At 32.5% G+C, this 20,848-nt stretch carries 17 protein-coding genes; 5 read left to right on the top strand and 12 right to left on the bottom strand.

All coding sequences use genetic code 11. From position 1 onward, the window contains the following. Nucleotides 1–100: 100 nt before the first annotated feature. The 5 genes from gntK to KA883_RS03510 all read right to left on the bottom strand — a co-directional run bounded on the left by gntK (nucleotide 101) and on the right by KA883_RS03510 (nucleotide 4,751). Entirely contained in the window at nucleotides 101–1,651 is a 1,551-nt protein-coding gene (gene gntK / locus KA883_RS03530; RefSeq protein WP_210139867.1) for a gluconokinase, read from the bottom strand. A gap of 34 nt (nucleotides 1,652–1,685) precedes the next feature. Then, complete coding sequence (locus tag KA883_RS03525; RefSeq protein WP_019470073.1) at nucleotides 1,686–2,369, bottom strand: GntR family transcriptional regulator; 684 nt, start codon at nucleotides 2,367–2,369, stop codon at nucleotides 1,686–1,688. A 156-nt stretch (nucleotides 2,370–2,525) separates the two neighbouring features. Next, nucleotides 2,526–3,251 carry a helix-turn-helix domain-containing protein gene (locus KA883_RS03520; protein ID WP_046206791.1) on the bottom strand — a complete coding sequence of 242 codons (726 nt, stop codon included), beginning with the start codon at nucleotides 3,249–3,251 and terminating at the stop codon, nucleotides 2,526–2,528. Nucleotides 3,252–3,344: 93 nt separating this feature from the next. Next, the gene (locus KA883_RS03515; protein ID WP_046206790.1) at nucleotides 3,345–4,040 is read right to left on the bottom strand and encodes a GTP pyrophosphokinase; all 696 of its coding nucleotides are present in this window, start codon (nucleotides 4,038–4,040) and stop codon (nucleotides 3,345–3,347) included. Nucleotides 4,041–4,337: 297 nt separating this feature from the next. Beyond that, on the bottom strand, nucleotides 4,338–4,751 hold the full coding sequence (locus tag KA883_RS03510; RefSeq protein WP_019470070.1) for a DUF2188 domain-containing protein: 414 nt from the start codon (nucleotides 4,749–4,751) through the stop codon (nucleotides 4,338–4,340). A 178-nt stretch (nucleotides 4,752–4,929) separates the two neighbouring features. On the opposite strand from KA883_RS03510, the gene KA883_RS03505 reads away from it, so the two are divergent. Then, the gene (locus tag KA883_RS03505) at nucleotides 4,930–6,105 is read left to right on the top strand and encodes a hypothetical protein (protein WP_046206789.1); all 1,176 of its coding nucleotides are present in this window, start codon (nucleotides 4,930–4,932) and stop codon (nucleotides 6,103–6,105) included. Further along, nucleotides 6,086–7,297 carry a hypothetical protein gene (locus KA883_RS03500; protein ID WP_046206788.1) on the top strand — a complete coding sequence of 404 codons (1,212 nt, stop codon included), beginning with the start codon at nucleotides 6,086–6,088 and terminating at the stop codon, nucleotides 7,295–7,297. Before KA883_RS03505 ends, KA883_RS03500 begins: the two co-directional genes overlap by 20 nt. A 143-nt stretch (nucleotides 7,298–7,440) precedes the next feature. Here KA883_RS03500 and KA883_RS03495 read toward each other — a convergent pair whose 3' ends face one another. The 4 genes from KA883_RS03495 to KA883_RS03480 form a co-directional block, all read right to left on the bottom strand. Beyond that, nucleotides 7,441–9,357 (bottom strand): FUSC family protein, encoded by a 1,917-nt coding sequence (locus KA883_RS03495; RefSeq protein ID WP_019470067.1) that lies wholly within the window; start codon nucleotides 9,355–9,357, stop codon nucleotides 7,441–7,443. 434 nt (nucleotides 9,358–9,791) lie between these two features. Further along, a complete protein-coding gene (gene budA, locus KA883_RS03490; protein ID WP_046206787.1) occupies nucleotides 9,792–10,490 on the bottom strand; it encodes an acetolactate decarboxylase in 699 nt (232 codons plus the stop codon). Between the two features lie 393 nt (nucleotides 10,491–10,883). Beyond that, entirely contained in the window at nucleotides 10,884–11,168 is a 285-nt protein-coding gene (locus tag KA883_RS03485) for a putative quinol monooxygenase (protein WP_046206786.1), read from the bottom strand. A gap of 49 nt (nucleotides 11,169–11,217) precedes the next feature. After that, on the bottom strand, nucleotides 11,218–12,495 hold the full coding sequence (locus KA883_RS03480) for a pyruvate MFS transporter (RefSeq protein WP_046206974.1): 1,278 nt from the start codon (nucleotides 12,493–12,495) through the stop codon (nucleotides 11,218–11,220). Nucleotides 12,496–12,873: 378 nt separating this feature from the next. On the opposite strand from KA883_RS03480, the gene uptA reads away from it, so the two are divergent. Continuing rightward, nucleotides 12,874–13,485, top strand: a complete 612-nt coding sequence (gene uptA, locus KA883_RS03475; protein WP_046206785.1) for an undecaprenyl phosphate transporter UptA — start codon at nucleotides 12,874–12,876, stop codon at nucleotides 13,483–13,485. A gap of 261 nt (nucleotides 13,486–13,746) precedes the next feature. On the opposite strand, the gene putP is transcribed toward uptA, so the two are convergent. After that, complete coding sequence (gene putP, locus KA883_RS03470; protein WP_210139866.1) at nucleotides 13,747–15,288, bottom strand: sodium/proline symporter PutP; 1,542 nt, start codon at nucleotides 15,286–15,288, stop codon at nucleotides 13,747–13,749. A gap of 468 nt (nucleotides 15,289–15,756) precedes the next feature. Between putP and KA883_RS03465 the strand changes: the two genes are divergently transcribed. Continuing rightward, nucleotides 15,757–17,709, top strand: a complete 1,953-nt coding sequence (locus tag KA883_RS03465; RefSeq protein ID WP_040029774.1) for a fructose-bisphosphatase class III — start codon at nucleotides 15,757–15,759, stop codon at nucleotides 17,707–17,709. A gap of 415 nt (nucleotides 17,710–18,124) precedes the next feature. Continuing rightward, complete coding sequence (locus KA883_RS03460) at nucleotides 18,125–19,186, top strand: YkvI family membrane protein (RefSeq protein WP_046206783.1); 1,062 nt, start codon at nucleotides 18,125–18,127, stop codon at nucleotides 19,184–19,186. Nucleotides 19,187–19,308: 122 nt separating this feature from the next. Here the strand turns inward: KA883_RS03460 and mhqD are convergent, their stop codons facing one another. Together mhqD and KA883_RS03450 are read right to left on the bottom strand one after the other, a co-directional pair. Then, a complete protein-coding gene (gene mhqD / locus KA883_RS03455; protein WP_046206782.1) occupies nucleotides 19,309–19,905 on the bottom strand; it encodes a methylhydroquinone degradation carboxylesterase MhqD in 597 nt (198 codons plus the stop codon). Nucleotides 19,906–19,931: 26 nt separating this feature from the next. Beyond that, a complete protein-coding gene (locus KA883_RS03450) occupies nucleotides 19,932–20,837 on the bottom strand; it encodes a VOC family protein (protein ID WP_046206781.1) in 906 nt (301 codons plus the stop codon). Nucleotides 20,838–20,848 lie beyond the last annotated feature (11 nt).

The raw sequence follows: 20,848 nt of genomic DNA, 5'->3' as shown, positions 1-20,848 counted from the left end.
TTTAAATTTTTTAAACTGAATGAAATGATAGCCTTAAATGGAATTTACATATTTTTATTTATAGCTTATCATTCACTCAGTTTGTACCAATAAATCGTATCTACGATTTATCTTCAACCACATGTTCACGCTGAAACGTAGCGATTTCAGCATAGCGTTCTTCTAATGAGCGACTTAAATTGATGAAAATTGAAATAAGTTTTTGATAAACATTCACATTATCTTGATTTGGACGATGCTGATTTGTTGTACCCACCATTTCTTCAATAATAGAAAAATCTTCAATTTCACCAAGTGCCTTCATGCCAAGTACACAAGCGCCTAAACATGAGCTTTCATAACTCTCTGGGACGATTAAATTCGTATCAAAGATATCTGCCATCATTTGACGCCACACTTCACTTTTAGCAAACCCTCCCGTTGCTTTTATCGTGGACGGTGTTTCATTCATTACTTCGACTAATGCTAAATAAACTGTATAAAGGTTATAAAGAACGCCTTCTAACGCTGCTCGAATCATATGTTCTTTCTTGTGAGCTAGCGTTAAGCCAAAGAATGAACCTCGTGCATCTGCATTCCACAATGGTGCACGTTCACCTGCTAAATATGGATGGAATATCAACCCATCTGCGCCCGGTTTCACACGATTAGCAATTTTAGTCAGTACATCATAAGGGTCGACGCCTAAACGTTTTGCTGTTTCCACTTCACTCGCCAATAATTCGTCACGTAGCCATCGTAATACCACGCCTCCATTATTCACTGGTCCTCCAATGACATAATGATCTTCCGTCAAAACATAACAGAAAATTCTACCTTTATAATCTGTTCGTGGTTTATCTATTACTGTTCTTATGGCGCCAGAAGTTCCAATGGTTACAGCAACTTCACCTTTTTTAAACGCATTTACGCCTAAATTTGACAATACGCCATCACTAGCACCTACAACAATTGGCGTATTTTCGTCAATACCCATTAATGTTGCGTAACGACGTTTCATTCCTTTTAATATATGTGTTGTCGGTACAATTTCAGGCAATTGAGATTTACGAATGCCTAACAACGCTAATGCTTCTTGATCCCAATCTAAATTCTCTAAGTTAAACATGCCAGTAGATGAAGCCATCGATTGATCAATCACATAGGTTTCAAATAACTGATAAAAAATATATGTCTTAATGTCTGCAAACATCGCTGTTTGATTATATATTTCTTGTTGTTCGTGTTTCATCCAAAATATTTTAGATAGAGGTGACATTGGATGGATAGGCGTACCTGTTCTACTGTATATCGCGTCACCGTCATATTTGTCTTTAATCATTTCTGCATATTTTGTCGCACGATTATCTGCCCAAGACAAATTCTCAGTTAATCGTTGATGACTTGCATTCATTGCAATCAAACTATGCATTTGAGCACTAAATGAAATTAATTTCAAATCATTTTTATGAACATTGGCTTCCCTCATAACATATTTAATCGTCATCAATACTGCATCAAATAACTCATCTGGATTTTCTTCTGACACCTCCACATTTGGTGTATGCAAAGGATAGCCAATATTATGTTTCATAATAAACTGCCCTTTTCCATCATAAAGCACTGCTTTTGTACTTGTCGTACCTATATCAACACCTATCATGTATTTCATAGTTTTTCCTCCTATTGTACCTCTTGTTTCACAATTACTCTTTCATCCAAAAACTATCTATATCTTCGCCAACATCATCAAAATTCAAATGAAATGCTTCTCTTAGTTTTGTTGCACTTTGCTTTGCAACCGCATCGATAAACACTTCATGATTATGATGAATTCGTTCAAAATCAACCGGATTTTCAGTCATACGTTTGCGCATGGATAACAAGATAAGCGCTTCCATCACTGGCTTCAAATTGTTCCAAAATGTTTTTAGATACTGATGTTTAGAAGCTAATATCGTCACTTCATGAAATTTCATATCGTGTTCTGTAAATGCCTCTGCGTCTTCAAATTTAACAGCAACTCTCATCATTTCTAGTTGTTTCCGCATTTCTTTAACAATTTGCTCATGATTATCTTTTTTTATCTTATTAAAAGCAAATGATTCTAGCATAATTCTTAAATCATACAGTTCTTTTTTTTCATTATCATTAAAAGGTAAAACGTAGGCACCCATTCGTTCTAAATGAATTAACTGATCTTGCTTTAATAATTTAAATGCATCTCTTACTGGAGAACGACTCACATTAAATTCATTGGCAATTTGGTTTTCAGTTAACAATGTGTCTGGTGTAATCATGCCATCAACAATTCTTAAACGTATTTCCGAAGCAATCATTTCACCTTTAGAAACACCTTCAAGCCATTGTTCTGGATAAATATATTCCAAACGACTTCACCTCTCCACTCAATCGATATACTTGTATACAAGTATAGTAATATACATTCCGTATAATTGCAAGCGCTTGCAATTATACGGAGCATCTCCAAATTCCATAAAAAATCGGCATATCAAGTTTTCACTCGACATACCGATTTTTTCATTTTAATGACTTCCTGTTTTTAACGTTGTTACACAATGATGTGTTTGGTAACAATGCGGGCATTGTAATTTTCTAGTTTTAGGTGTATGTGCAGCAAACATCCACGTCGACAATTTAGGTTTAAATATTTGTTGACAATTCGGACATAAATAACTCACACGTTGATATATCGCTTTTGTCATAATGCCAGCATAAATTACTAGAATAGGTAATGTTGATAAAAAAGGCATCCATTTTTTTAATAATACGCTAGCGATGATAGATGTATATTGTATTATGATCGCAGGACTCAGCTTATATAGCAGTGGCATGTATAACGTCATGCCACGCTGATTTTGAATGACATATTTATGTGTGTTAATCAATTTTTCAATAGGTGCTTGCGCATCTTCACTGATACTGCTTTCCAGTTGTTTCATTTGATAAGCAGTAAGTTTCAATTTTTCAATTTCTTCATTAATTTCAGTTTTCTTTTGATGTAACATAACTTTTACTGCTTGTAACTTTTTGTCGTCTGTTAGTAATATTTTTATGTCTTTCAATGAAAAACCTATCGATTTCAATATTAAGATAATTTCTAAATTTACTTTGCTTTGTTCGTCAAATAATCGTCTACCATTACTTGATGATGGCATCGATTGTAAGAGTCCTTTTTTATCATAATACTGAATCGTTCTTACTGTTACATTGCATTGCTTTGCTAGTTCTCCTGTTTGATATAGTGTCATAAAATAACCTCCTTGACGTTAATCATACATGGTGACCTAACGTAACGAGCAAGTGTAACATTCGTTTTTAGTGCATAATATTTGTTTAAGACTCTAATTCTCAAAAATTTCGGAATGAATATTTTGCATTTTACTTTCAACAGTTGTAATTTCATTGGCACATTGTTTTAAAATTTCTCTATAATCCTCTGTATTTTTATTATTTTTGTAACGTATTTTATGTTCTAAACTCGCCCACATATCCATACCTATTGTTCTAATTTGAATTTCTACTGGTACTTTTTCTACAGAATTCGCTAAAAACACCGGTATTGACACTACAATATGCAAACTTCTATAACCGTTATCTTTTGGATTCATAATATAATCTTTTCGTTTTAATAACTGAACATCCGCCTGTTTTAACAATAATTCTTCAATAACATAAATACCATCTATATAATTACAAACAACTCTTATACCTGCAATATCATAAATATATGCTTTCGCTGACGCTGTGTTGATTTGATATCCTTTTCGATCTAACTTTTTAATCAGACTTCTCATTTCCTTAACACGACGTTCCATGTGATGGATCGGATTATGTTTATACAATTGTTGAAAATGATCGTCTAAAATATCAAGTTTAGTGCTAATTTCTTTTAGTGCGGATGAATATAATTGCTCTAAAGCAACAAAATCAATGACCATTTCAAATGCTTCTTCATAATTATTTATATATGATAAACTCTCTTTAAATTCTTCTTTCAAATCATCCATATTCAACGTTGGTTTACGTTCAATGTACATAAATCGTACCTCCAATAATTCATCTCTTTCCAAACATTATAGCTAAATTTAAAGACTACTTGAAACAATACAGTGAATATTTATCAATGAATGGTTCGAGTCAGAGATTACTTGATATGTGAAAGGGCATTTTTCAGTTTCGGCTGTTTGAGCTCATAAAAATCCATAGCATCCTATTGTTTGTTCTAAAGCCAACTACTTCAATTGACATGTTTTGTTTTTTTCACTTATACATACAAAAGTCTCTATTCTACTAAATCAAATACATTTTCAGCTTCGCCTTCACGTTTTTTCACACTATTCGTTCATTTTATGTTCAATAATCTGAGTCCTTCTATTATCTGCAATGTTACGTGCTCGCTTCATAGCATCTGCCTTTTTATCGAAGCTATCCGTAGCTTGTTTCGCACCATCAGACTTTATTTTCCACTCACTATTCTCATAATAGACATGAACATCTTTATGATTTAATTGTGGATTTACAGATTGATCACGTTCATGCACAGTGATTTTTTTATTTTTCAACGCTTTCAATTCATCTTCAGTCGCATTTTTGTACCAATCTTCAGCTTGTTTCGTAGCGATTGGAATCGCATTGTCCTCTTGATATCCATCTTTAAGCATTGCATTTCCAATGTCTATTGCTTTTTTTCTTTCCAAGTTTTCCATATTTTTCCAACTTTGTGGATAATCTTCCATCGTCCAAGGCATGTGATAAAACCTCCATATTCAAACTTATATTAATTCTCTTTTACCTCTTTTTTCCTTTAACAAACTAAATAAATGCATTAAAAATGATATAAATATTTAAGACAACTATGATTTGTTCATTAATTGAAAGGGAATGATGAGTAAGAATCAGTGTTAAATAAAAGGAGGTTTAACTAACATGAATCTATCCATTGGCTTAATCCCTTCTCCTGACATGCCTCATAAATTAATCAACAAAATTTATTCAGAGCTCCCAAAAGATTTCACAAAACATGTAGATAATGGCGTGGAATGGCAATTTGAAATACACGTTGCATCTATGATTGGGACTGCGGAACATATGGATAAAGTTTTGGATATTGCATCCAATATGAAACAACAAAAAAATTGGGATTATACAATTTGTATTACGGATTTACCTAATTTTTCTAAAAATAAAAGTGCATTATGTGATATTGATTTCGATACTAAAACAGCACTTTTATCATTACCAGCGTTGGGAAACTTTAAGTTAAAAGAGAAATTAAGACAGTGCTTAATATTTATTATTGAATATTTACATTCTTCTGGTAGAAACAAAAACACTTTAAACTTTAAGCATTTTAAATTGACTCAATTTAAAGAAGTCATACCTAAGGATAATAATGAAAATTATAGATCCCGTATCATTGCCAAATCTACATTTTTAGGTTGGCTTCATTTGATTTGTGGCATGACTTTTGCCAATGAACCTTGGTCTGCCATTTTTGATTTTAAAAAAATCATATCTGTTTCATTTGCCACAGGAACTTATATAGCAATATTTTCTACACCTTGGGATATCAGTCTTGATTATAGTTATTGGCGGTATATTTTACTGATGTTACTATCTGTATTAGGCATGGTTGGTTGGCTAATTTATTCTTATAAATTATGGGAAAGACCTAGCGCTAATACACAAAAACTTTATCGCTTTATTTATAACATCACGACCTTCACAACCTTATTGACCATCACCTTTTTAAATTTTATAGTACTATATATCTTGTTATCTCTAAGTACAATATTATTTGTACCTCCCGAGTTGTTTTCAAATTGGACATCATTAAACAGTGAGCATCCAACTATTTTAAATTATATTAACTTAATTTGGTTTATTACGTCATTAGGTATACTCGCTGGCGCTATGGGATCCACTGTTGAAAATGCTGAAAAAATTAAACGTGTGACATATTCTTTTAGACAATACTATAGATCTAAATCACTGGAACAAGAAGATGAAGATAGCTCTACCGCATATGCAAAAGCTGATTACTACAAGGGCGAAAAACAATCACATCATGAGGAGGGATTAAATGAACACAACAACGGCTAAAATAGGTATTATTGCTGCACCGGGCGTCACTGAAAAAGTAGCGCGTAATCTTGAAATTGATTTGCCCCACATCCTTAGTGAGCAATATGAGCATTCAGTTAAATGGGAAATCGATACAATTATTGATCCTTTGACTGGTTCAGCAGAAAGCGTCCAACAAATTTTCAGTAAAATTGCTGATTATCAAGAGCATAATCAATGGCATTTTACAATTGGACTCACTGACCTACCGATGATTGAACAACAAAAAGTAGTTGCCATTGATATCAATAGACAAAATGGTGCTAGTTTAATTTCTATCCCTGCTTATGGATGGCGTCCAATCAAAAAAAGAATTCAAAACTCTATATTGGCTATTCTAAAGGCAATAGATGAATTTAAGCATTCTGAAAAAATTAACAATAATCATGACGCTATGTCATTGATGAATGCGCAGTTTCCTTTATCAAATTTACAATCACGAACTGTTTACTTTGAAAATACTACCTCACAACATACGCAATATTACGTATCGTCCAAGTCTAAAGGTATTTTTCGTCTTGTTAGTGGTATGACATTTGCAAACAACCCATTTAACATGTTAAAAAGCTTAAGTAATGTTGTGGCAATCGCCTTCACTACAGGTGCCTTTGGAATCATTTTTACGACAATGTGGAATTTAAGCTTTGTATATTCTGAGTGGCGCTTGTTATTAATGATGCTTGTAGCAATTTTCGGTATGATGATTTGGATGATCATTGCACATAATTTATGGGAATCAAAAAAAGAGAGCACGAATAAGCAAATCACTACCTTATACAACTTAACTACAACGATGACTTTAACTGTTTCAGTTATTATTTATTACTTTATTTTGTTCTCACTCTTTTTGATTGCAAGTTTAATTGTGCTCCCCTCAGATTATTTAGGTCAAGCATTACAATTAAAAACATCTGCAGGTTTAACAACTTACATAAACTTAGCTTGGTTTGCTGCATCAATTTCGACTGTAGCTGGTGCAATAGGTGTTGGTCTAAATAATGAAGCACTCATACTTGAAAGTACTTACGGATATAGACAAAAACAGCGATACAAGCAATTGCATAAAGAACAACAACAACAAGAACAACAACAAAGAAAAGCACAAGAAGATATAAAGGAAAAAAGACAAGAAGAAGAAGAAAAAGCTAGAAAACAACAAGATTCCAACTAGATATCGGAAAGTAGCAATGCTTATTAGAGCATTGTTATTTTTCCATATTTGTAAAGACTTCACAAAACACTTCATTAAATTTTAAATATAAAACAAGCCAATGTCATCGGATATTAACTACCGTAACATTGGCTTGTTTTGCATTATTCATGAGGTGATTTATTTGCTTGTCTTGCATTTTGACAATTATGTTGAATACTCATTAAAGAAGTTCTAATGTGCATGTATTGTGGTAAAGTTGCCATTTCTTGAACATTGATATTAGAACCGATTTCAAAATGTTTAGCAATGTTTTCAAATACTAACAAATACTCTCCCATGGTTTCATCATTAATATGGTAACGTTTTTCATTACTTAATGCCCTCGTCAGCATAAAACTGATTTCTTCTAGTGCATATATACTAGGATAATAGTATTGTATAACCCTTTTATTACTAAATACTTCACCATTCGCACTATTATATATTTGTTTCATATTGTTTAGTTGAACACTTAAATGCAACATTTCTTTTTTATCTCGCTCTCTCGATGAGTATTTGTTGCTTGAAAATAAATAATGGAATAACACTGCTTCATTACGAGCTACTGTAGCAAGCGTGCCTGGTAACATTGAAGAAGCAGTCTTTCTACCTATGATCAGTAGCGAAACAACAGCAATAATAATACCAACAATCACATCAATAATTCGTGGAAGTGCTATTAAAATCGAGAGATGGTTCGATGCTAAACCATTTAATAATATAACTTGAATTGTGATAAATATAACTGCAAATGAATAATTTGCTCCAACGAATATTTCTGTTATACCTGCTGCAACCGCAAGGAGTAATATAGCGATAGGTACAGGTGGTGTAGACAATAGTATTAATGACAGTACAAGTACACCTATAATCGTACCGATACCTCTTGATCCAGCACGTTCAAAACTGTGTAATGTAGTTGAACCTAATAATACTGTATGCGTACTAAGTGGAATCCAATATGCTTTGTCAAAATCAAACATCAATGCGATAAAAATCGCAATTGCCATAATAACGATATAGCGTATAGTATTTCTAAAGACAAATGAATCTATTGTCAAATTCGTAACTAATCGATGACCATAAATAGGTACACGTATATCCACTTCGTGTTCCAGTTGTGCATCATTTGCATTCATTATGGCATCAACTTTGAATATATTATCTACAAGTTTTTGATAAGCTTCATCAATATCAACTTGGCGAGTCCATGTTTTATTTGTCTTACCTTGCGTATATACTAAATTGATTACGTAGTCTACCATCAATTTAATATCTTGAGGTAAAGGCCGTACATTTTTTTCATTTAATTCCAGTAATTCTGAATGTATACCTTGTGCAATATTATGTAGCAATATTAAACGTTGGAATTGTGGTGACTTTTGAGATTTGGCAGAACTTGCAGTGATGAGTTGGTTATCAGTATTTCTAAAAGCAGTCACAGCAAATCGGGATGCTTTTGAAAATGCTTTTGGATCATCAAAATTATAAACTAATTGTTTTATAATATTATAATCATTTTTAATTGATTTAACTTCAGCTGATTCTTTTGAAAGTAAAATCACCACGATTACTACAAATGTTGCTAATAAACCTCCGATAAATACTGAAACACCTCTTATTAATGCTTCATCTGGAGCAACTGGTAAATTAATTGGCAAACTGAATGCCACAATAAAAAAAGTTGATGATGGTCCAGGAATGTTTAATGAACTAAATACATAATATGGTATTACTGCTACAATCAATAATAAAATACCAAATATGATGGGTTGATTGACGGTCAACGTGCCTAACATCATTGATAATGCAAATACTATTGAAGTAAAAAATACTGTACGAAGTTTAGACTTTGCCGTACCGCCAAACACATAAATATGTGCTAACGTACCTGTTGAAATTAATAGACCGATTGAAAAATAATCGACTAAATAACCAATCATTAATGGTAAAAACATTAGTATCGCTTGTCTAATACCTTTAGCAACATCGATTTTCATAGCATTAAATTTTGTGAGTGACTTTAAATATTTAATCAATGGCGATTCACCTCTCCTTTTTATTTTATTTTAACAATGATATTTCATCTGATTTGATGGCAAAACATAAAAAAGACGGGTTAGAAATCTAAAATTTATATTTCGATCTCATAGTCCCGTCCCCGTTAAGGTCATTTTGTTTTGTGAAAAACTTGTTATACATAGCTTTAAATATAAATACTTTGCTTTTATACAATATTAAAGATATTTTAATTTATCCTTCAGCTCACTTTATCAAATACATAAATCTACAACTGGGGAAGTACATTGCAAAATAGTTCATTTCACAAATTTTGGTTGAGAAATCAGATACATTTTAATTAACGATTACTAAACTATTTTAACACTTTTATTGGTTTCTGCTAGGGCATTTCCTACAAATCGTTATAATGAATATGTTTAATCATTACTATATTCTACTTTAACGAGTAATTTTATTCTGATTGTTTGATGTCTTCGTGCACTGTTGAATAATCAATATCAGATTCTAAAAATGTCGCGTTATTTACTGGGAAATGTTGTTCAAGTGTTTCAATATTACTTATTTCTACATCGCCATGATTCATTTCAAAATCCAATACATGTCCACCTATTGTTTTATCTCTATCTACAAAATGTAAATGGAAACCTCCGGCAGCTATGCCATGAAAAAGTGTTGGTGCATAAAAACCAACGATCGTACCTTCAATTTGATCATAATGAAACTCTGGTTGTTGTTTAGCCGATTCAATTAGTTTAGTATACGGTTTTTCTTGTTTTGGCATCATTCTAACATGTACATTTTCAAATTTCCCAGATATTTTAACCGCAAAAAATAAGTTTTCACTGGCAGCGTGGCTTTTAGTTTGATTTAATACATATTCAGAATCAGTAATATGTCTCACTTCAAAACTAACATCCGGTTGAAATGGTGTGACCGTAGAAAAAGGTGTCATTTCACTACCCTCTAGCTGTTTGAAATTACCATGTGCATCAGCATGATAAGCGATGCCGTCTAATATAATAACTTCACCGTCTGATCCTGTTAACGTACCGATACCTAAATCACCATGTTTTAAAATTTCATTCATTTCCATAGTGCCATCTAATAATCCAGCCATCAATGTACCGAGCGTGCCATGTTGATATAGCATGATATTTTCTCTCCTTATATCAGTATCTTTTTTAAAGAATTTCACTATTCACAATAATTCACAACATATTATTATACAATATAATTGTGTTTTCCAATAACTTTGTGCTCACAAAGCATTAATGAAACATGAATATTTCTCGATATCAACCTTATATGCTTTACTTTAAAACTATGATAAAACACACTTTGATTTCATTTATAAATATCGATTCAAGCTATAAATAAACGTCAACTTCGTTTTACCAAGATGGCATCCATCATAGGAAAATGTTCAGTTAATACGCTTCAATATTTCAAAAAATGAAAGCGCCCGTTTCTATTCAATTGAATTTGAAACGGGCGCTTATGCGTTAATCATAGATGTTTATCTTCTATACGCTTATTTTATTAATTATTTAATTGTAGCAACTTCTATTTTAGGCGCTTCAAGTAAATAAGTTTCTATTTCTTTAAAAAATGTTTGAAAATGTTCTGATTGATTATGTGCTTCTAAAGCAGCTTGATCTTTATATTTTTCTATAAAAGCAAAAGTTTGAGGTTCATTTGTATTTTCAAAGTGCGCATAATATAATGCACCTGCTTCTTGATTTGCTGCAATGACTAAGCGTTCAACCTCTGCTAAATAATTTTCTCTATGTTCTGATTTAATCTTCATTACTGCAGTTACTAAAATCATATATAACCTCCTGAGATAATCGCTCTTGCAAAGTTTGTTTACAAGAGTATTAAAGTTCTTCTTTTTCAATGATTAACGGTTGATCCGGTTTAACAAAAAACCACATAATTATTGCAAACACGACTGGGATAATAACTAATTCTAATGTCACTGTCCAACCAACAATATCAACCATCATACCTGCTAATAAAGGACTCAGCAATGCACCGATATTGCCCCATAAATTCATCCAGCCAGATACTGAACCAGAAAAATTACGTCCTAAATCTGTAGCTGCCGCCCAACTCATTCCTGTAGCAATTCCTATTCCGCCTAAACATAATGACAACCACAGCACATTTGCTACTAAATTGTTTGTTTGAATTGACATGAATAATGAGATACAAAATACCACAAAACCGATGATTGCAATGGACGCTCTCGCAACAAATCTTGATTTTCCATTTTGTAATAGCTTATCAGAGATTGCACCGCCACATAATATTAATAAGAACATAGCAATCCATGGTGCACCTGCTGCCCAAGCCATATCAGGGTCGGTTAATTTGACATTATATTGTTCCGTTAGATATGTAGGTAACCATATTAAGAATAGTGACACAACAAATTGTACAACAAAATATTGTGCAGCCAATGCATAAAAGCTAAATCTTCTTAAGAAGATATTCCACGGCGCGTTACTTTTTTCAGTTTTTATGATATCACGGTTTTCCATAATATATTTTTTTTCTGCTTCATTTACCATTTTATGTTGTTCCGGTAAATCTTTTGAAATAATAATCCATAATAATGCAATGACAATACCAATAGCACCAAAAATATAAAATACAGCTTGCCATCCAAACATATTAACGATAGCAATCGTAACTACAGGTGCAATCACTGGTCCAAAATATGAACCCGCTAACAATGCACTCGAAGCACGTCCTTTTTCACCTTTAGCAAACCAAAATGAGTTAAACACTGCATTCGAAGGATACATAGGTGCCTCACCTATACCAAATAAAAAACGTACAGCATATAATAAACCATGATTTTTAACAACACCAGTTAAAATCGTGAAAGCACTCCACCATACGAGCGCAATTGTTAACATTTTTTTAGAGCCAAATTTTTCTGCCAAAAAACCTGAAGGTACTTGCATCAACGCATACCCTAACGAGAAAAATGATGCTAATAAACCAAACTGTGTTTTCGTCAAATGTAAATCTTCCATCATAGGTCCTGCAATAATGGAAATATTTGATCTATCCATATAAGCAATTACACCTATAATGAAAAACGCAATAGCAAAATACCATCTTATATTTGTTCTTTTTTGTTCCATTTTTTTACCCACACTCTCTCCCTATTTCACTAGTCATCATATGACCTATTGTGTGCCTAGATATTACCACAATATGAAATCGCTTACAACTACTTTTTTCATTTTATGATAATACCTTATTCATTCTTATGAACAGCGTACACAGTTTATGTGACAGGTATTAACACCAGTTCTTTAAAAACCTAAATCTTCACTATAATATTAGTTGAAATAAGTTTTTCTTAAATCCCTCAGTGCATTGAAATTTCAAGGCAACAAATTTATTAATTATCTTTATATTACCTTAAATATGCATTACACATTAATTTAGATTATAATACAGAAGTAATTAAAAAATACCATCATGTTTGATTAAGAAAAGGAGCGACACTTTTCGCCATGGAACAAATACTGACAAACTTTATAAATTCATGGGGTTATACTGCTATTGCAATATTAATCCTATTAGAAAATATATTACCTTTTATTCCATCTGAAATTATTTTGACATTTGCAGGACTGATGACAGTTAAATCTGATTTATCCATACCTTTACTTTTTATCATATCTACCATTTCATCGTTAATCGGTTTAATCATACTTTATTACATCAGTAGTATCGTCTCTGAAGCACGTTTATATCGTTTTGTTGATAAATATGGAAAATGGATCAAACTCAAAGGAAAAGATATTGCTCGCGCTAATGAATGGTTTAAAAAATACGGTGCTATTGCAGTCTTTCTTTGTCGCTTTATTCCTGTTTTACGCGTATTAATCACCATACCAGCAGGCATTAATAGAATGAATATTGTATTATTTACTATTCTTTCGTTAATAGGTACTACAATTTGGAACATTGCACTCATCTTCTTAGGTAGCATGTTGAGCAACAGTTTTGATACGTTAATGAATGGCTTACACACTTATTCATATATTATGTATGTCATCATCGCTATAGCTGTCGTATATCTCTTTATTCGTATCTACAAAAAGAATCGCACACATCAATAAGTGCACGCTTTGCTTTAGTTTAAAACTTTTTACGTCATTTGCTCGTATAACTGATATCTATCTTAGCAATCAGACAAAATCCGTAGGGTTTTTGTCTGATTTTTTTATAAAAAAAGACTAACTTCCCCCTTTGAAGTTAGTCTTTCACGATCTTTAATTTCTCCCTAAAATTTTGAGCAGAAAATTTTCTATTACTTATGTGCGCTTTTAATATTTATATAATCAAAATACTACCCCTTTATCAAACTACTATGATAATGATTACTTATTACCTTTTACTATTTGACGAACTTCTTCTAAATCGCCTTCTACATCAATTTGAGGTTTCTTCGTCATTTTACTAACTAAAATGGTAACAATTAAACTTGTTAAAAATCCTGGAACAATCTCATACAAATTAAAGAAATCATTAATTTCACCTAATGGTTTAACAAACGCAATCCAAACAATTACAACAATTGCACCTGAAATCATTCCGCTGACTGCACCAGTACGACTTAAACCTTTCCAATATAAACTCATTAATACAAGTGGTCCAAATGCAGCACCAAAACCTGCCCAAGCGTTACCTACAAGATTTAAAATTGTATCATTAGGTGACCATGCAATGATAATTGAAACAATTGCAACTAAAACAACTGACATACGTCCCACAAAAACAAATTCCTTTTCATGTTTTTTTGCTGCTTCCTCACCACGGAACAATTTATAAAAATCTTCAGTTAATGAACTTGATGTCACCAATAATTGTGACGAAATCGTACTCATAATCGCTGCTAAAATAGCTGCAAGTAAGAAACCGCCCACAAGTGGATGGAACAATATTTGACCCATTAATATAAACAATGTTTCTGGATCCTCAAGTGTTACACCACCACGATTGACAAATGTAATACCTACAAGACCTACACCAACTGCACCCAGTAAGCTAATTGCCATCCAATCTATACCAAAACGTCTTGCTGTCGGTAATTGTTTCACTGATTTAATAGACATAAAACGCACAATAATATGTGGTTGTCCAAAATAACCTAAGCCCCAAGCAAAGAATGATATAATACCAATAACCGTTGTACCTTTAAATAAATCAAGGTTTGTCGGTTTCAAATCTGCCGCTTGCGATAAAGTATCCAATCCACTTAATTGCATCATCGCTACTATTGGTACCATGACCATAGCAATTAACATGATTACCCCTTGGAAAAAGTCCGTTAACGACACGGCTAAATATCCGCCGAAGAAAGTATACGCAATTACAATAATAGCAACTAATAATAATCCAAAATGGTAGTTTAAACCAAAAGCACTATCAAATAATTTACCACCTGCAACCATTCCAGAATGAGTATACAGTGTAAAGAACACGACAATAATACCACCTGATATAATTTTAATCACATTTGATTGATCATCTAAACGATTTCTAAAGAAATCAGGTAATGTTATTGCATCTCCAGCTTTTTCTGTATACACACGTAATCGTGGGGCTACAACGAGATAATTTATGTATGCACCAATAGTCAGACCGATTGCCAACCATGCAGCTGATAACCCTGTCGTATAAACTTCACCGGGCAATCCCATAATCATCCAACCACTCATATCTGATGCTCCCGCAGATAATGCTGTAACATATGGCCCTATGTTTCTACCACCTAACATATACTCACTAATATTACCTGTCGCTTGCTTATAGCCGTAATATCCAATGACTAATAGCACAACAAAATACGCACCAAGCATAATATATGTCTGCCAGTTTGGATTTACTTGACTCGATAACGATGCTCCCAAAGTAAACATAAAATAAACTCCCTTTGTATAATTTTGTTACATGCACTTATTATACAAAAGTTTAAAAATTTTTAAACCGCTATTTAAAAAATATTTTTTGCAAATACATTCCAAATCACCTTCAATACGCTCAAAACAATTGTTATAAAGCTATTTTTATCGCTTTAAATAATATGTGTATTTTTACAATTATAGGGTTAAATACTTATTTTTCTAATTCAAAAAAATGTATGTTTCCTACAATATTTACATTTATATGAGAATTTGCTTATTTGAGTAACATCGTTATTTTTAACAATTTTACCGCTTTTTTGACAAAAAAATGAAGCCATTCCCATTAATTAAAAGATAGTATAAATAATGTAATCAATACTAGACACTCACCCCAAAAATAATGCTACAATATTACACATACAATGGAAACGTTTTATTAAATAGAATGAGTAACAAAACTACCTAATTGGAGTGACATAAATAATGCATGATGCAACAGAAAAAAGTGTAAAAGAAAAATATTTAGATTTATTATCTCAACAATTTAATAACAGAGAGGAATTAGCAACTGAAATTATAAATCTTGAGTCTATTTTAGAACTTCCAAAAGGCACGGAACATTTCGTCAGCGACCTACATGGAGAATTCCATGCATTTCAACATGTATTAAGAAATGGTTCAGGAAATGTTCGTTCTAAAATCAGTGATATATTTCAAGATACTTTGACACGCCAAGAAATAAATGAATTTTCGGCACTTGTATATTATCCAGAAGAAAAATTAAAATTAATTAAAAATAGTTTCACCTCAAAAGAGCGCTTAGATGAATGGTATATCACAACGATTAATCGTCTTATCAAATTAGTCACTTATGCTTCTTCTAAATATACACGAACAAAATTACGCAAAACTTTACCTAAAAATTATATTTTTATAATAGAAGAGTTGTTATATAAAAGTAATAAATATAATAATAAACATTCATATTATCAGACACTAATGAATCAAATTATTGAACTCGAACAATCAGATGATCTGATTATCGGTCTGTCCTTTACAATTCAACATCTCGTGGTGAACCATTTACACGTTGTAGGTGATATTTATGATCGTGGTCCAGAACCTGATAAAATCATGGACACCTTAATTGACTATCCTTCTGTTGATGTACAATGGGGAAATCATGATGTCTTGTGGATTGGTGCCTATGCTGGTTCTAAAGTGTGCTTAGCAAATTTACTCAGAATTTGTGCGCGTTATGATAACTTAGACATTATTGAAGATGCTTATGGTATTAATTTACGTCCATTATTAACACTTGCTGAAAAATACTATTCAGGTGACAATCCTGCTTTCAAACCTAAAAATGCTGAAGGACTGTCTCAATCCGAAATAGAACAAATCACTAAAATTCACCAAGCAATCGCAATCATCCAATTTAAACTAGAAGCACCTATCATTAAGCGTAGACCTAACTTTGAAATGGAAGAACGATTAGTGTTGGAAAGCATCGACTATGAAAATCATACAGCCACACTTTATGGTAAAACTTATGCTTTAGAACATACTTGTTTCCAAACAATTGATCCAAGCAACCCTAACGCATTAACTGAAGATGAACACGAAGTAATAGAAAAATTATTATTATCAGTGCAACAATCTGAAAAATTAAAACGTCACATGACATTTTTAATGCAAAAAGGGAAACTTTACCTTCCTTATAATGGCAATCTGCTAATTCATGGTTGTATACCTGTGGATGAAAATGGAGAAATGGAATCTATGGTTATTGATGGTGAAAAATGCTATGGCAGAGATTTGCTTGACCATTTCGAATACTTTGTAAGAGAGGCATTTGACCATAAAGACATACATGATGATTTAGCAACTGATCTCGTTTGGTATCTATGGACAGGTAAGTATTCGTCCTTATTTGGAAAAAGAGCAATGACAACATTTGAACGTTATTTTATTAATGATAAATCAGCACATAAAGAAACTAAAAACCCTTATTATTATTTACGTGAAGACGTAAATATGTGCAAAAAAATGTTAAAAGATTTCGGTTTAGATCCAGAAGAAGGACATATAATCAATGGCCATACACCAGTTAAAGAAATTGACGGCGAAAACCCAATCAAAGCAAATGGTAAAATGATTGTCATCGACGGTGGATTTTCAAAAGCCTACCAATCTACAACTGGTATTGCCGGCTATACTTTACTCTATAATTCTTTTGGAATGCAGCTTGTAGCACACCAACACTTTAATTCTAAAAAACATGTCTTGCTCAATGGGGCTGACGAGCTTTCTATAAGACGCGTGGTAGACAAAGAGTTAAAACGTAAAAAAATACGTGATACTAATACTGGTAAAGATATACAAGAAAAAATTGATGTGTTAAAAGTATTGATGCATGACCGATTTGTCAACTAATTTTATCCATGACTTCTTCATAAAATGATAATGAAATGATGCCGTATTCAGTGACTAAAAGTTCAAAAAAACAACGCGGCGAATGCTACGTTGTTTCATAAAAATATAGAAAACGACAATATTTATAAACGCCGTTCTCTTAAATTGTAAACTTAATCAAAGCACCATTTTCTAGGCTGTTAATCCCTAAATTCCATGGGTATGCAGCCTAGTTTTTTTAGGTTTTGCCTTTATGAATATTTTCAATTTGTTTACTCAACCTTAGAGCTGTTCCGTTCTCTCAAAAAATACAAATGTATATATGATATGAACTTTATGATTTATTTCTCATTTCGTTTAAGATAAAATAAATCATTGTGATGTTTATTAAATAAGTATGATTACCATATGTATGGCAAGAAAGGATTCAAATTATATGTCTAGTTTAAAAGAAAGTATCATCGTTGCTTTTGCGTTTGTAGGTGTTGTTGTGGGTGCCGGCTTTGCGACGGGTCAAGAAATTTTCCAATTTTTTACTAGCAATGGTAAATTTAGTGTTTTAGGCGTTATTATCACCGGATTTATCATTACCATAGCTGGTGTATTTGTATTAAATACAGGCTACCGGTTGCGTTCACACAGCCATACTGAGCCCATAAAGTTTTACCTACCTCGAACAATTGCGACAATGTTTGATATGATTTTAACACTGTTTTTACTTGCATTAGCTATGATAATGACAGCTGGTGGCGTTTCAACGATTCATGAAAATTTTGATATACCTTATGCTATTAGCGCTTTGATTTTAGTCATTATTATCTTGGCTACTTTATGCTTAAAATTTGATCGTTTAATCACTGTTTTAGGCATGGTTACACCATTTTTAATTATTATTGTATCAATAATTGCTATTTATTATTTCACTACTGGAAGTTTTGACTTTGATTCAGCGTCGCAATATGCCAATAGTGGCACACGTACAGATAAATGGTGGTGGTTTGATGCAATTAATTATGGCAGTTTGCAAGTTGCAGCTGCGTTTAGTTTTCTTTCTGTAATGGGGGGACGTATAAAATCTGAAAAGGCAACATATTTAGGTGGTATTTTAGGTGGCATGGTCATAACGTTTTTATTATTAATGTTAAACCTTGGTATGGTCACAGAATTTACAAAAATAACAAATGTAGCGTTACCGTCACTATTATTGGCAAAACAAATTTCACCTGTGATTGGTCATTTTATGGCCATTATCATGGTATTAGTGATTTATAATACAGTTGTGGGATTAATGTATGCATTTGCCTCTCGTTTCACAGAACCGTATAAACAAAATTATTATATTTTAATTATAATTATTGCAATTATTACATTTGCTACTACGTTTGTCGGTTTTATTGAGTTAATTGGAAAAGTATTTCCATTGATGGGACTCTTTGGTTTTATTTTGTTAATTCCTATATTAATCAAAGGTATCTTTTATAAATCACATTCATCATAACAAAAACCTCTAGACGAGAGTTTCAATATTATCATCATTCAATCATAATATTGAGTTGGTCTAGAGGTTTTTTATTTTGCTATCGCAGCACTTACATATCATTATTCTAATTAAATTGTTATTTATTCATCTTCTAATAATGATTGGCCCGCAATAATGCCTTCACGTGTCAACTCGTGACTATTCACCCATATTTGTTTAACTGTTGCGCCAGCTTGATTAAAGATATCAATCACATGTTGACTATCCTGAACAGAAACGATAGGGTCATTTTCACCCATTGATAATAATACCTTGGAATTGGATAAATCTTTGTCATTTACTGACTCTAAAGGATATAAAGGTGCGTAAAGTAGTGCTTTGTTAAATGAAATATCTGGGTGTAACATCATGCTTATCGCAATATTAGAACCATTAGAGAAGCCTACTGGTATAGCTTGGGTCAAATCAAAATGATACGTTTCAGCCGCTTCTTTTAAAAATTGTATTAAATTGTTTGTTCTATATTTCAAATCTTCAACATCATATTGTCCTTCACCATATCTCTTGAAGAAACGATTCATACCATTTTCCGAAACTTCTCCTCTTACACTTAGTACATTATAACTTGCATTTAATGCTTGTGCTAAAGGTAAAAGATCATGTTCATCTCCACCTGTGCCATGTAATAAAATAAAAGTTGGACCGTTTAAATCACCTTGTTTAAAAATGTGTTCCATTATTTATCATCTCCTTTTTAATATACTTATATTCGAATAGGTGGTAATAATTTCAATAATGCTTCTCTTTGTTCCTCATATTGTGGCGGTAACATAAGATGTGTACCCAAGTCTTCAAATCGTTCATCTATCGTAAATCCTGGTCCTTCAGTAGCAAACTCAAAAATAATGCCACCACGTTCTTTCATGTAAATAGCATTAAAATAATTGCGATCTTTCACTTCCGTTACATGATAGCCCTTGTCTTTCATTTTCATTTGCCAAGCTTTGTGTTCCTCATCATTAGGTACTGACCAGGCAATATGATGCACGACACCAACACCCCATCGTACACGCACATCGGCAACTTCTTTTTGAACTATCACATGGTGTCGCCATTCTCCTTTAGTTTCAAGGTGAATATGACTCTTATTTTCATCTATTAGCTCTAACCCCATATCCTCATTTAATGTTCGTACTGTTTGATATGGCTCAATTGATAGCATGCTAACACCATGAAAACCTATAATATTTTCTCCACTATCGTACGTATGCACTTCATCAGCTTCCACAAGTGCTAATGGTAACGCATGTGTATCTGAAAATTCGACCGTAGCTTTATTAAATAATTGTGTTCTCGCAGTTTCTATCCCATGTGATTGCAAATGTTTTTCCCAATCTTCTAATGATCCTTTAGGCACTCGAAATGCTATACGTTGAACCTGACCAGAACCGATACGTCCTTTATAATTGTTGGGCCAATTAAAAAATGTCAATATTGTTCCATTATCCACATTGCCATTCGCAAAATATAGATGGTACGTGGAAGGATCATCAAAATTCACTGTTTTCTTAATTAATTTTAAATTGAGTATATCTCTATAAAATTGAATATTCTCTTCTGGATTACCTACAATCGCCGAAATATGATGAATATGACTAATATCTTCCATAAAATAACTAC

The sequence above is a fragment of the Staphylococcus sp. GDY8P54P genome (assembly GCF_017892645.1).
GTDB lineage: Bacteria > Bacillota > Bacilli > Staphylococcales > Staphylococcaceae > Staphylococcus > Staphylococcus ureilyticus.
Note: the sequence above shows the minus strand (reverse complement) of the source record. Positions and strands in the feature narration are given on the sequence as shown.

Coding starts and splice junctions, on each gene's coding strand:
- gntK (WP_210139867.1), bottom strand. CDS start 1,651: ATGAAATACATGATAGGTGTTGATATAGGTACGACAAGTACAAAAGCA.
- KA883_RS03520 (WP_046206791.1), bottom strand. CDS start 3,251: ATGACACTATATCAAACAGGAGAACTAGCAAAGCAATGCAATGTAACA.
- KA883_RS03515 (WP_046206790.1), bottom strand. CDS start 4,040: ATGTACATTGAACGTAAACCAACGTTGAATATGGATGATTTGAAAGAA.
- KA883_RS03510 (WP_019470070.1), bottom strand. CDS start 4,751: ATGCCTTGGACGATGGAAGATTATCCACAAAGTTGGAAAAATATGGAA.
- KA883_RS03505 (WP_046206789.1), top strand. CDS start 4,930: ATGAATCTATCCATTGGCTTAATCCCTTCTCCTGACATGCCTCATAAA.
- KA883_RS03500 (WP_046206788.1), top strand. CDS start 6,086: ATGAACACAACAACGGCTAAAATAGGTATTATTGCTGCACCGGGCGTC.
- budA (WP_046206787.1), bottom strand. CDS start 10,490: ATGCTATATCAACATGGCACGCTCGGTACATTGATGGCTGGATTATTA.
- KA883_RS03485 (WP_046206786.1), bottom strand. CDS start 11,168: ATGATTTTAGTAACTGCAGTAATGAAGATTAAATCAGAACATAGAGAA.
- KA883_RS03480 (WP_046206974.1), bottom strand. CDS start 12,495: ATGGAACAAAAAAGAACAAATATAAGATGGTATTTTGCTATTGCGTTT.
- uptA (WP_046206785.1), top strand. CDS start 12,874: ATGGAACAAATACTGACAAACTTTATAAATTCATGGGGTTATACTGCT.
- putP (WP_210139866.1), bottom strand. CDS start 15,288: ATGTTTACTTTGGGAGCATCGTTATCGAGTCAAGTAAATCCAAACTGG.
- KA883_RS03465 (WP_040029774.1), top strand. CDS start 15,757: ATGCATGATGCAACAGAAAAAAGTGTAAAAGAAAAATATTTAGATTTA.
- KA883_RS03460 (WP_046206783.1), top strand. CDS start 18,125: ATGTCTAGTTTAAAAGAAAGTATCATCGTTGCTTTTGCGTTTGTAGGT.
- mhqD (WP_046206782.1), bottom strand. CDS start 19,905: ATGGAACACATTTTTAAACAAGGTGATTTAAACGGTCCAACTTTTATT.
- KA883_RS03450 (WP_046206781.1), bottom strand. CDS start 20,837: ATGGAAGATATTAGTCATATTCATCATATTTCGGCGATTGTAGGTAAT.